This is a genomic window from Sporolactobacillus sp. Y61 (assembly GCF_040529185.1).
Classification (GTDB): domain Bacteria; phylum Bacillota; class Bacilli; order Bacillales; family Sporolactobacillaceae; genus Sporolactobacillus.
Map to the genome: position 1 here is coordinate 1,245,855 of NZ_CP159510.1, position 13,572 is coordinate 1,259,426.

Here is a 13,572-nt window from a genome sequence, read left to right on the forward strand (position 1 = left end):
GAGATAATGGTTGTAAATACTCAAATTAAGATAACTAATGATCAAGATTTAGTGTATTTAAGCGGATTTACTGTATATCAGCATCCGGAAGTTAGAAAGGAACTAAAAGTTAACGGAAATCGTTACTATGTTGTCAATAGAACCTACGACGACCCCGCCCGCCACGGTCTTGATGCCATCACAGTCAAGGATTTGCAGACCGGCGACGTTTCCATCATTTACGAAGGCACGCAGTCTGAACAGGGCAACCTCGACCTTAAGACAGATATCGATTTAGCATTAAATGATTCTGTGACCGAGCAGTTCAAACAGGCTGAAGTCTACTACAAAGAAATGGAAGCGATTTATGGAGACATCGATCATGTTGCCGGCAATTCGCTTGGTGGCGGACTGGCCAATTATGTTGCGGTCAGGCAGGATGTCCATTCAGTCACACTGGATCCGGCCATGCTGCCTGAGGATGTGGCGGATAAATATGCAGTGGGAAAAACAAATAGCCATATCACCAACTATTATGGCAACTATGATCCGCTGACACTGGCACAGCAGGCCGGCGGGTATGATGATCGTGTGCCGGGTGAGAAGGTGACGATCGATTTTGGTGTCAGCTGGCTGCGCTATCTGGCGAACAATCACACCGGCTATGTTTCTGATAAGAACGGCAGAATGAATCAGACGATTACGGTCGGTATTGAAGGAACGCCCTCTTATGGTCAGATTCATTTCATGGCTGACCGGCAGATTGTATCAGATATCTGGTCCGGCAAAACACTGACAGGATCCACGGCCGGATCGGGGCCAAAAATTAAATTGGACAAATCGAGTATGAGCAAACTGGTTCATGCGCTGGATCAGGTCATTTTGGCAGATTTTCAGCAATCGGCCCGTTATCTGGATCATTCAGTTCAGACGATAGATTATGAGGGAGCCCGCCTCGATGATCGGCAGACAGAAATGAAGAACGGCTTTGAACGGATCATGCGTCAGACGGCAGCTCCAATCTTCGAAGAGGCTGATCGGATCACCCGGATGCATGCCATTGTGGTCACTACTCGAGATGAAGCCCGCTGGATTCAAGGATCATGGGTGACGGACATGGCTTTTGCCGGCGTCTGGTCTCTATTGGGCAGGCTGGCGGATCAATTATATGGAGTCGATCATCCTTTGACTCAGGTCGCCCTGTATCGGAATGATCTTGTTCGGACGATCATTGAGGCAAAGTACCACAAGACACCGGAATTACTGCGTGGCGGGACAGATGAGTTTCTTGATGGCGTCGTCGAGGAACTGAAAGCACATTATCACATCGTCAGCAAAAATGTAAAAAGAGTAGAGCAGCAGATAACCGGCTTTCGGAATCAGGTCGAACAAACCTTACAGGCCATGGATCAGGCTGATCAGTCGATCGCCCAGGCGCTCAGTCAGGGCAGCCCTCTGAAAGCATCGGCACATGTGGAAAAGACGGTAAGCGGGAATCTGGAGTCGTCACACTATCTCAAACAGGGAATGGCCATCCGTCGGGAGATCCTGGAACAGAACTATCAGGCATTCGCTCAGTCAGTAAACGCACGGGTTGGGTCACTTTTGGCTGGATTAGGCTTTGCCGTTCAATTTATTTGCGGCGCGATTCGGGCTGCAATACATGAGATCAGGCGATGTGAAGGCATCGCCGCTTTTGTCCATATACCGTTCACGGATCTGGATCATAGAATCCGCAGATTTTTGGATAACAGCGGAGATGACATGCAGAGACTGCTTCACCGAACCGAAAATCTCCAGGAAGTACTTCACTATACTCAGAAAAATCTTCCGGAAATCTTGCATGCGTTCAAGCCCTATATTGAAGCCGCCTTATTTGGCGGCACGCAATATCAGGCTGTTATTGCCTATAATCACGTTGCACTCGGCATACTTCAGAATATTAGACTGCAATTTAAAGAAGTCGCCTGGCAGTTAAACCAAAACGAGTCACAGGCGATCACTACCCTCAGCCTCAACGCGCAATCCATCGAACATGATTTAGACACTCTGGTTGAACAAGTCCGGAGAGGGACATGGATTTGACCTGGCATGGCCGTCAACAAAGGCAATGGCTCCCGCACTGAAGATCCTTCGATTATATGAATCAAGCTTCCGAATTACTGCATATCGATTTTTTAACTCGATGTTACGGCAAGTTCAGCACTGCCTCTGAATCTACGATACTTCTGCCTTCTTCCTGCCCGTATCTTTGACAGGATACTTTATCCCCGTCATGGGAAACAACTGATCATGCTGTGTTATGATAAAAAAAAGAACAGCGATCTCACAAACAAAGGAGTTTAAAGAATTGAAAATAAGTGTGCTTGGCGGGGGCAGCGAAATTGGTGCCTCCTGTCTTCATATTCAAATAGGCGCGACCAGTCTGATCGTTGATGCCGGGATGCGGGTTCATGGTGAGGAACTGATGCCGGCGATCGGGATGCTGGATCATCTGAATAAGCCGGATGCGATTTTGGTGACGCATGCCCATGCTGATCATATTGGTGCGCTTCCTGTTATACATCGGATTTATCCGGATGTTCCGATTTTTGCGACGCCGCCGACGGCCGATCTGATGCAAATCATGATGCGCGACTCTTTTAAAATCATGACGCAGCGGTGCATGGAGGCGCGGATGCTGATTCCGTATACAAAGGAACAGATGGAAGAAACACTGCGCGCGGTCCGGCTTTTTCCGGCAAGTGGTCAGATCGCTTTCGGAGAGACGAAAGTGACGCTCCACCGGGCCGGTCATATCCTCGGTGCGGTGATGTTCAGTATCGAGGGCGACGGAGAAAAACTGCTGGTCAGCGGAGATCTGAGCTTCAAAGCGGGACGCACCATACCGGGTGCAGAAGTCCCCGTCGCAAGCCGGCCGGATGCGCTGATTATTGAATCGACATACGGAAACCGGGAACATTCGGACCGGAACACGGAAGAGAAAAGGCTTGCCGACAATGTCGCTGAAGTGATTGCAGGTGGCGGTTTTGCCTTAATTCCGGCCTTTGCTCTCGGGAGGGCGCAGGAAGTCCTGCTGATTCTGCAGGACTACATGGATCGCGGACTGATCCCCCGGTTCCCGATTTATGTCGACGGTCTGGTGACGCCGATCAGTAAGATATACCGCCGATACCCGCAGTATCTGAAAGGACCGGTTGCACATCGGATCCGCGTGCACGGTGATGCTTTTTTAACTGAGGGGCGCTGCATTGCGGTCAAGCCGAAAGATCGTGAGCAGGTACTGAAGGGAAAGCCGGCATGTATCGTTGCTTCATCCGGGATGCTGATTGGCGGGGCCAGTGTCTGGTACGCCGAACGCCTGGTCAATCACGAAAAAAATGCGATTTTTATTACCGGTTATCAGGATGAGGAAAGTCCGGGGCGGAAACTGCTCAGTCTGGCAGAAGGGGAGAGCCGGGAACTGGAGCTGAATGGAACCGTCCATCAGGTGAGATGTCGTGTGGGTAAGTACGGCCTTTCTGCCCATGGGGATGCCGGAGAGCTGCTCCGCTTTATCAGCATGGTCCGTCCGGCAAAGACGCTGATCGTCCACGGTGACGATGACGCGCGCCTTGCCTTAAATGAGCGGATCGAACCGCGTCATCATCCGGTGCTGACTGAGAATGGTGAGCTATATACCGTATCAGCCCGGGCAAAGGCGACAGGTTCATTTTCTCCGGGCAAAAATAGCCGTCATCAGCCGCTTAAGGAAAAAGTCGGCCAACTGCTTCTCTATAAAAAAGAGGCGGATCATGCGCTTCAGCTGGCGCTCTGCACCGGCTTTTATCCAAAGACGCAATCACTGACCTGCCGGACACCAAAAGGGGAGGCGGTTCGCCTGTCACTCGAACAGGTTTGTGAGACGATCGGTCCCTGGAACCGTTCGTTTGATCTGCTGCAGGAAGAAGCAGATGCAGTGTTTACTTTTTCACGTCCTTTTCTGCAAACGATTAACTGGGCGAACGGTAAAGACGGCCGCTATCCTTTTGAGTCAATCGCTGCACAGGTTCTGCCTGAAGATGACCTGAAACCGCGTCTGGCGCTCGCACTGGCCCTGCAGAGTCTGCCTGAAGACAGTCGAAAAGTCGATGAAGGAAAAACCATCTATACCCTGACACGTGAGTACCTGAACAGGCTGGCACACCTCGATCTGCCCATTCAGGCGATCAAAATGAACGCGACGAAAGCAATGGACTATATTCGGAATATGCTCAGTGATGATCCTCATTTTATCCGCTGCGGGGCTGACGCACTGGGGACAGCTGATGAGCATCTGACGCTGTACTTTGATTTTCCGGCCATCATCGATTCTGCAAAGCGGGCGGATCTGAGTCATCGTATAAAAGAGGGAACCGGCTGGTCTATTCACTTTTCGGATTCTGTGCGGGTGGACCGCCTTCAGAAAAAAATCCATGACCTGTTCGGTACCAGCGGCTCAGCCTCGGTTTATCTGGATCAGCGGACGGCCAGCCTGCCGGTCAAGCGGCCTCATGACGCGGATTCACGGTTGCAGCAGTTAAAGGATGAAACCGGGTTTTCACTGATTTTTAAAGGAGAACAGAATCATGCGACTGTTCCGGGTCAGGCGGATAACCAGACTGATTTCTACCGGTCAAAGACCCCTTCGCCCAGGCTGGAAAATAATCAAGCGATCCACGAAGCCGGCGTCTGGGCTAAAGAACGCAGCATTACCCTGTATAAGGCGAGTATGAAACAATCCCAGGGTAAACCGTATATGGAAGTCCATTTTGTTACCCCGGAAATAGCCCGCCGGCACGAGACGGATATGGAGGAACTTTCCTGGCGTACCGGCCTGCCGGTTACTTATGCCAAAAATCCGAAACAAAATGAAATCATTCGCATGGTGTCCGAGCATATCCCGGATGGATGGGGGATGAAGAAAAATCCATCCTTACATATTGCTCAGACCGAAGTGATGGTTAAACTTTCGGTCCAGCCTCCGGAAGATGAACTGCAGCACGTCTGCGACAAAATTGACCAGCTGACCGGATACCGCCTGATTGTGGAAGTTCGATAGCGCGATTCACGACGAATCGACAGGTTGTTTGTTACAGATGAAATATGAACCATTGATTCGTATTGCTTTTGTAAACCGGCTTCAATCATTCTGTGACATAAGCCTCCTATAATAAACAGTGTTGAAAGAAACAGCGGTGTTATTCATCGCATGACACGGATTTCAGGAGGTTTGATTCATGCGAAGAAACAGAATGAAGAAAATGGCTGCCATAATGCTGGCCACAGGACTTGTTCTTCCTGTGACCGCCGGATCCACTCCGGCCCATGCTGAGCAGCCTGCCGAAAAGAGTAATCCAGTCGTCCCTGATGAACATAAAAGTTATGACAGTGGTGCCTTGAGTGAAGAAGTGAATGGGCTCTGGAAAGAAAAGGCAACGCGCTGGGAGCAATATAATGCGAAGAGAGCGGCTGCAGCCAGAGCGGAAGAAAAGAAGGCAGAGGAACAGAAAGCGCAGCAAACGGTTCATAAAGCCGAACCTGCTCAGCAGGTCCGGGTAAATGAATCCAAGCCAAAAGTGAATAAATCACAGTCACAGGTAAATAAACCTGCAGCCAGACCGGCCGCGCAGCCTGCTCAAAAGAAACAAGTTGCACAGCCAGTTCAGAAGAAACCAGTTGCTCAGCCAGTTCAGAAGAAACCGGCCGCACAGCCTGCTCAGAAGAAACCAGTTGCTCAGCCAGTTCAGAAGAAACCAGCCGCACAGCCTGCTCAAAAGGAACAAGCTGCACAGCCAGTTCAGAAAAAACCGGTTGTGCACCAGGAAGCAACCCAACCGCAGGCAACTGCGCAAACGTCTCAGGATAAAACGAAGCAGACAAAGGCAGCCCCAAGCCAGCCGGCTGTCAAAAAGGCTCCTCAGTCATCGAAGCCTGCTACCCGGCCGGTGCAAAAGCAAACACAACCCGCCGCGCGCCAGGTTCAGCAACCCCAGCCGACAAAGCAGCCTGTTCAGCGTGGTCAGTCCGGATCATTTGAAGTGACCGGCTACGCTTTGAACGGGACAACGGCAACCGGGATTAATCTGAAAGAAAATCCAAATGCCAGGGTGGTTGCCGTTGATCCATCAGTCATTCCTCTCGGATCAAAAGTGACGATATCCGGTCTCGGTACGTACACTGCAGCTGATACCGGTGGTGCAATAAAAGGTAATCGGCTTGATGTCCATTTTGCCACGAATCAGCAGGCAATAAACTTTGGACGTCAGACGCGGAACGTGACCGTGGAGCATTAAATAAATAAAATGGAATAAATTAAAGTGCCCTCTTGAAGCCGAATGAAAAAATTCAGCCTCAAGAGGGTTTTTTATTCTCCTGAATGGCTGGATTGATCTGATCCGTGCAACCGCTCCGGATATGTCCACATGCTCCATATTTTGCAGGTTATACATTTTTCTCAACTATTTTCAATCGACTTCGACAGTTGTAGGCACAATCTTTCAAGTGAGCGATTAAAAGAATCCCTTGTTCTAGGGATTTATTTAAATTATCCACATGTGCATAATAGGTCATCCAAAAGTTATCCATAGGCACACATCTGTGGATAACTATGCTTGATGTTGAAACTCACCTGTAATATAATATAGGCATGTACTTACGAAGGGTTTCTCGAAAAAATAAAGATGGTCGTACAGTAGCCTATCTGCAGCTGGCTCAAAATGAGTGGGATTCCAAGGCCAAATATGCCAAAGCAAGGGTGATTTATTCGTTCGGTCGCGAGGATCAACTGGATGTTGACGCGCTCCGTCGGCTGGTGGAAAGCATTTCAAGGTATCTCTCTCCTGAAGAAGCCCTGCGGGCTCAGTCTGAGATTGGTCAGGCGGCTGATTTTGCTTTCAAAGCATCCAAAAGGCTGGGTGGAGTCTGGACACTGGATCAGCTCTGGAAAATGCTGAGCATGGACCAGATCATTCATGAATTATTGGCGGGTCGTAAACATGATATCGACGTCGAACGACTCATCTTCGCTATGGTAGCCAATCGAGCTCTGGATCCAACAAGCAAGCTGGGGCTTGAGGAGTGGATACAGGATGAAGTGGCACTGCCCGGACTCAATGAGGCACATGTCCATCAGTTTTACCGTGCCATGGATTTACTCCTGGAAATGCGCAGCCAGCTGGAGGAACAGGTTTATTTTTCGACAGCGAATCTACTGAATCTTGAAGTCGACCTGATCTATTTTGATACAACCTCGTCCTACTTTGAGGTTGAGCCCCAGGAAGCTCCGGAAAAGGAAAATCTGCGAAAGCTGGGCTATTCCAAAGACAAACGTCCGGATCTGCTGCAGGTGGTCATCGGCATGGCCGTTACGAAGGAAGGCTTGCCCATCCGATGCTGGGTCTGGCCAGGTAACACGGCGGATAAAACAGTCGTTGAAGAGGCCAAAAAGGATTTAGTTGGCTGGAAGCTGGGACGGGTGATCAGTGTGATGGACCGTGGCTTTTCCACGGAGGACAATCTAACGACGCTGCAGCGTGCCGGAGGGCATTATATTGTTGGTGAGCCCATGCGTTCCGGTAAGAAAATTGTGGATGAAGCGATGTCCCGCAAGGGACGTTATCAAAAGGTTCGCAACCATCTTGAGGTTAAGGAGATTGTCGTCGGGGACGGAGAAAAGCGGCAGCGTTTTATCCTCGCCTACAACTCAAAAGAAGCAGAGAAAGATAAGAAACAGCGGGAACGACTGGTTCGTGATTTGGAGATGGCTCTGGAAGACTTACATCAGTTGCCTGAAAAGAAGCATACCAAAGCGGCCTGTGCCCTGCGGTCACATAAGCTTTATGGTCGTTATCTTCGCCAGCTGAAGGACGGGCAGCTGAGAATTAATCGGCAGGCGCTTCGAGATGCGGCGCGTTATGACGGGAAATACCTGATTCGAACATCGGATGATACCCTGTCCGCAGAAGAAGTGGCGCTGGGATACAAGAACCTGATGGCTGTAGAAAATGGATTCCGAACCTTAAAGTCTACACTCTGTCTTCGACCGATGTACCATCGGATCGAGGATCGGATTAAGACGCACGTTTTACTGAACTGGCTGGCTCTGCTTCTTATTCGGCTGGCGGAACTGAAGACCGGTGAAACCTGGCCAAAACTGAAACATACCATGGATCAGATGGTTCTGGGCAAATTTTCTTCAAAAAAAGGAGACTTCTATCAAAGGACGGAAATCACCGCAAAACAGCATGAAATCATTAAGGCTCTTGGGATAAAGGTCCCTCGAAAGATATGTCGAATCGACCTTAAATCCTAGATACACACATATAAAAATTAAAAGTCCGAAAACAGGCTACCTGTCGCCTGTTTTCGGACTTTTGTGTACCTAGAAACTGTCGAAGTCGAGTTTCAATCAATACAATAATAAATAGAGGGAAATCTATTGCGAGGTATTATAGAGGGAGGCGGGGGGCACGTCGTCTGACCCGATCATATGCTCTGCCACGAAACAGTTTCTGCCGGTTCACGGCAAACCTGTGATTTATCCCATATTAACGGGCAGTCACCATGAAGAAAAATTAGAAACAGCTATTCGCCAATGGAGTAAGTGTTATTTAATGAATCCAGAATCAAAAAAAGAACTCTGTCGTCAGAGTCCGGTTTAATACCAGATTTCAACTGCCAGGCAAGCACTTTAAGAACCCGGCTTTAGGAGTTCACATCAACACGATACTTTTTTGTGCCTGTCTCCTGACCCCATCTGTTTCACAAATCAGAATGTGGTCACCGCCTTAAGTATATATTTTATCCGTTCTAATTTACGGTCCTGGTGTCCCTGAAAAATAATTTTCGTTTTCAGGAAGGCCTTATATAAGCGATAGAAATAGGCAACCAGCGTACGAAACAGGTTCTGCGTATGCTTGATCATCCAGTATTCATTTCGCAAATCGTAATACGCCACATAGGGGTCCGGATTCTGCTCGCCTCCGGTAGCCGTCGACACCTTATGATAAATTCGCGATTTTGGTTGGTAGACAACTTTAAATCCTGCCTGTCTGGCCCGGATATTCCACTCTGTCTCTTCATAATAAAGGAAGTAGAATTCCCGCATCAGACCGATTCTGTCAATCAATGCTCTTCGGAACAGGAGACTGCATCCGGTGATGAATTCAACCGGTCGCTGCTGATCATACTGGCCGTGATCCTCTTCACCGTACCCGATGTGATGTGTCTGGCCGGTCCAGGAACTGACCCGACCGCCGGCAAACCAGATTTTGTTGGAATTGTAGTAATACATTTTCGATCCGACAATCCCAATTTTTTGATCACTTTTTATGGTTTTGACCAGTTCCGTCAGAGCATCAGGCGTGACCACCGCGTCGTTATTTACGAGCCAGAAATAGTCATAACCTGCTTCATAAGCTTTTTTAATGGCCAGATTGTTTCCCCCGCAAAGCCGAGATTAGATTCAGTTTGCAGAAAGCTGATGTCATAAGTAAGTTTATGGCGACGATGGTCTTCCCTTAACTTTTCATATGAATGATCACTGGAATGATTATCTACCAGATAGACGTGAAAATTCGGATAATTAAGCCGTTCGAGTGATTTCAGGCATTCGGCGGTATCCTCATAATCATTCCAGTTTAAAACAATAATCGCTACACGCTGACCTTTTTTAATCATTAAATCCTCTCCTTCATTGATCGGCCAAGGAGATCTGTCTGTCAATCCCCGAAAGTATGTTGCTGTGAATCCGTTCACATATAATTGGATTAGAATACTCCGCGTATCTTCAGTCAAATGAATATCTTTAATTTGTTTTGATCCTGAACGAATGGACGCTGAACGCCCCGTTGATAAAGGAAAGAACGAATTCAGGACATCCGCCCGTGGAGACACGGTGCAGATGCTTGCAGGATAAGTTGTGAAAGTCTTGGAGGGGGAAATCGTCCGACAGAAAAAGGCGCATCAGCTGACCGATGCACTTCCTTGCTTCTACATCTAATTATACCACCGGATGGATAATCTTGTTAAAAGTATGTGAAAAATTCAACACATTTCATGCTGGTGGTTGAATGAACAAGTCAATCAGAAATTGCGGGCGGGCTCAGGCTCGTCCTTTTTTTATTTTGGGATCAAATGTATACTGTGAAGTAGCCCCTGTTATGTCTGAGACGAAAACAGACAATCCGGGAGTTACCAAATAGACAGATAAGCCTGTTTGTTAAGGGAAGATAATCATGGCATGCTCTGTTAACAACAAACGAGGCCCGGCAATTAACTGATCTTATTGAAGGGATAACTGATTATGCTAATTCAGTGCACCAAAAAATTACTGGACACATTGAAGAAACGACCGGATCATGTTGAAAATGTTCCTCCGCTTTATTCATGGCACGCCAATTTGCTGACGATAAACAGGCGGAAGACGGTTGTGCTGATGAACGATGTCAGCCGTTATACAGTTGTTCTCTATGGGCTGAAGGCGGCAGATTTCCGTAAACTCGATGGGCTGATTGCTGATGCCATTCGCAGGACGTTATCTGATGCAAGTGTGAACCCTGAGATCATTGAACGGTATCTCAGCGCTTCACCGGGCTGCGTTTATGCAAAGACGAAAAACCGGGCAATGGTCGCACGGCTGAATAAAGCCTGTGAGAATGTTCAGTTTAGAGGGGAAGTCCTGGATCCGAATGATCTGATCCAGAGTGCAGCCGGCAGGGGTACAAGCAAAATTCTGGTGGGTAACAGCAGCGGTGACTATATCATACCGGATGAGGTGATGTACAAAGAATTGGCAAAACTTACGGATCAGCCTGTTATTCAATGCAGGGCAGCTGTAATCAAAGCAACTCTTGTACTTGAAAATCATGACGTCTGGCGCAGAGTGGTTGTTCCACTTGACATCACTTTTCGACAGCTTCACCGGATCCTGCAGGTACTCTTTCAATGGACAGACAGTCATCTCCATGAATTTACCGTATACAAAGGCGGGAAACCATCGGCTCGGCTGGTATGTGATAAAGAAGCTCTCGATTTCCCGGGAAATATCCCGATGTTCATGGAAAACGATCGTCTGTTGTCGGAATTTGCGCGCAAAGGGATATGTATCATCTATGCCTACGATTTTGGTGATGGGTGGAATCATGTATTGAAAGTCGAATCCATTGATGAGAACAGTACAAAAAATGTTCCAGTCTGTCTCGAAGGAAAAGAAAACACGCCGCCTGAGGATGTCGGCGGAGAGTGGGGATACGAGGATTATTTAAAAATTATGAACGATCCCACTCACCCGGAGCATGATGAACGGGTTGAATGGAGTGGTGATCAGTCAGATCAGATTTTTGACCTTGACGATGTGAATTTCAGGCTGGAAACGATGCTTTAATACAGGATCAACAACACGGACACAACGAATAAACCAGTCATCTGACGGATCAAAAGGGAGTTGAAAGGAGACGCTAATGAATCGCGTGATGGTGCTGGGAAGTATAAATGTAGATACAACCCTTCATCTGGACCACCTGCCCCATCCTGGTGAAACAATTTTCGCCCGCCAAAAGACGTGGGCAGGAGGCGGGAAGGGGGCCAACCAGGCGATTGCTGCATCCCGTCTCGGTGCTCAGATCTCTTTCATGGGCAAAGTGGGAGAGGACTCCCATGGCAAAGCTATGATTGAAGCCCTGAATAAAGAGGGGATTGATACCTCTCGAATCCGCATTTCTGAACAGGGAACGGGCGAGGCCTGTATTTTACTGGACCCTGCGGGACAAAACAGCATTATTGTCCATCCCGGGGCGAATCAGGACATCCGTTCTGAGGATATCGACAGACTTTTATCCGGAATGGCAGACTATGATCTATTGATGACGCAATTTGAGACACCGGTTGCAGCTGCAGTCCGGGCCTTCCGTATGGCTAAAGAACGGCATGTGCTGACCGTCCTGAATCCGGCGCCTGCCCTGGAATCAGTCGATCCGGAGCTATATCAGCTGACCGATCTGATTATTCCTAATGAGACAGAGAGTGAGGCGCTCACAGGAATAAAAATTACCAATGAAGCCTCGATGAAAAGGTCCACAGCGTTTTTTACTGAAAAAGGAGTCGGCGCTGCAGTCATCACGCTTGGAGCGGAAGGGGCCTATTATGACTTGCCTGAAAAGGGCTCAGGCATCATTCCGGCTCATAAAGTCCGTGTGGTTGATACGACAGCTGCAGGGGATACCTTTATCGGTGCATTGAGCACCAGACTGAACCGGAATCTCAGCAATCTGGCGGAGGCGGTCGCCTATGCCAATGTTGCCGCATCGCTGACTGTACAGCAATTAGGCGCGCAGCCCTCCATTCCTGCGCGAAAAGCTGTGGAAGCCGTGGAACAATCAGGAACAAATGGATATCGATATCATTGAATCGAACGGGCAGCAGGACATATTTTTGCCGAAGTAAACGCTTTACTGATTGAAAGGAAGTCGTGAGTGATGAAGATTATACCGTCCATACTATCTGCAGATTTTTCCAGACTGTCAGAAGAAGTCCGTGACGTTGAAAGGGATGTGGATCTGATCCATGTTGACGTGATGGATGGTCATTTTGTGCCCAACCTTTCGATGGGGGCAAATGTTGTAAGCGCACTAAAAAAATCGAATGCAGTTAAAATGGATGTCCATCTGATGGTAGAGGAACCGGCTGCACTCATTCCCTCATTTATCGAAGCCGGAGCGGATATGATTTCTGTTCATGTTGAAGCCTGCCGTCATTTACATCGTGTGATCCGGATGATCAAAGAGGGCGGAATAGCGGCGGGTGTCGCACTGAATCCGGCGACGCCTGTTGATTGGGTGCGTCCAATCCTTGACGAGCTGGACTATCTGCTGATTATGACCGTTGATCCCGGCTTTGGCGGTCAATCGTTTATTCCCTCCATGCCTGATAAAATCCGTGAGGCGGCTCAGATGATTGACACGCGTAAACAGCATGTCGCGATCGAGGTGGATGGCGGAATCAATACGGAAACACTGCCGCTGTGCAGACAGGCGGGGGCATCCCTTTTTGTCGCCGGCTCGGCCATATTCGGGCAACAAGACCGTCATCAGGCAATTCAGGGTTTGATGAAATCATATGAGTGTTAGATTAATTCACGTTCGTATTTTTCCTGGCGCTTCCACATCGCTGGCGAGTTGCGTCACTGAGGTGTAGCTGGCAACCGGGAATGCGGATGGTACCGTGTCTACTGATAAGACGGACGTTTATCTTGCAAAATTAGTAAACGGTTACATTGACAGTCCCGGTTTGTTGAGACGGGCTGGAGTGACTGATTATATCGCTTTATACATAGAATTTGTTGAATAAATTCCCGATCTTCCAATTCCGTTCGAATGGGAAATGATATTCTTAAGAATCACAGTACTGGGGGAAAATATGTATGACAAAATACCAATTCAGAATACAAAAGGTGAAAGTTCCATAGCATTACTAAGATCGGTCTAAATATTAAGTCTGCCGTTTCAAAGGCGGAACAGACGGTTCATACCTTTATTCCGGGTACGGGCAGGAAATATCGAGAAACGGCTTGAGGAT

General features: G+C 48.4%; 9 protein-coding genes. 7 read left to right on the forward strand and 2 right to left on the reverse strand.

The features are described 5' to 3' along the window. Positions 1–6 precede the first annotated feature (6 nt). The 4 genes from ABNN70_RS06090 (at position 7) to ABNN70_RS06105 (ending at position 8,311) form a co-directional block, all read left to right on the forward strand. Positions 7–2,064 (forward strand): alpha/beta hydrolase, encoded by a 2,058-nt coding sequence (locus tag ABNN70_RS06090; protein WP_353949111.1) that lies wholly within the window; start codon positions 7–9, stop codon positions 2,062–2,064. Between the two features lie 265 nt (positions 2,065–2,329). Further along, entirely contained in the window at positions 2,330–5,059 is a 2,730-nt protein-coding gene (locus ABNN70_RS06095) for an MBL fold metallo-hydrolase (RefSeq protein ID WP_353949112.1), read from the forward strand. Positions 5,060–5,237: 178 nt separating this feature from the next. After that, on the forward strand, positions 5,238–6,293 hold the full coding sequence (locus ABNN70_RS06100) for a 3D domain-containing protein (protein ID WP_353949113.1): 1,056 nt from the start codon (positions 5,238–5,240) through the stop codon (positions 6,291–6,293). Between the two features lie 353 nt (positions 6,294–6,646). Next, positions 6,647–8,311, forward strand: a complete 1,665-nt coding sequence (locus tag ABNN70_RS06105) for an IS1634 family transposase (RefSeq protein WP_353949025.1) — start codon at positions 6,647–6,649, stop codon at positions 8,309–8,311. A 456-nt stretch (positions 8,312–8,767) separates the two neighbouring features. Here the strand turns inward: ABNN70_RS06105 and ABNN70_RS06110 are convergent, their stop codons facing one another. Beyond that, the gene (locus ABNN70_RS06110; RefSeq protein ID WP_353949114.1) at positions 8,768–9,370 is read right to left on the reverse strand and encodes a glycosyltransferase family 2 protein; all 603 of its coding nucleotides are present in this window, start codon (positions 9,368–9,370) and stop codon (positions 8,768–8,770) included. An 11-nt stretch (positions 9,371–9,381) separates the two neighbouring features. Continuing rightward, entirely contained in the window at positions 9,382–9,678 is a 297-nt protein-coding gene (locus tag ABNN70_RS06115; RefSeq protein WP_353949115.1) for a glycosyltransferase, read from the reverse strand. A 625-nt stretch (positions 9,679–10,303) separates the two neighbouring features. Here ABNN70_RS06115 and ABNN70_RS06120 point away from each other — a divergent pair. The 3 genes from ABNN70_RS06120 (at position 10,304) to rpe (ending at position 13,124) form a co-directional block, all read left to right on the forward strand. After that, on the forward strand, positions 10,304–11,383 hold the full coding sequence (locus ABNN70_RS06120; protein ID WP_353949116.1) for a plasmid pRiA4b ORF-3 family protein: 1,080 nt from the start codon (positions 10,304–10,306) through the stop codon (positions 11,381–11,383). Positions 11,384–11,459: 76 nt separating this feature from the next. Then, on the forward strand, positions 11,460–12,404 hold the full coding sequence (gene rbsK, locus ABNN70_RS06125) for a ribokinase (protein WP_353949117.1): 945 nt from the start codon (positions 11,460–11,462) through the stop codon (positions 12,402–12,404). A gap of 66 nt (positions 12,405–12,470) precedes the next feature. Further along, positions 12,471–13,124 (forward strand): ribulose-phosphate 3-epimerase, encoded by a 654-nt coding sequence (rpe, locus tag ABNN70_RS06130; protein ID WP_353949118.1) that lies wholly within the window; start codon positions 12,471–12,473, stop codon positions 13,122–13,124. Positions 13,125–13,572 lie beyond the last annotated feature (448 nt).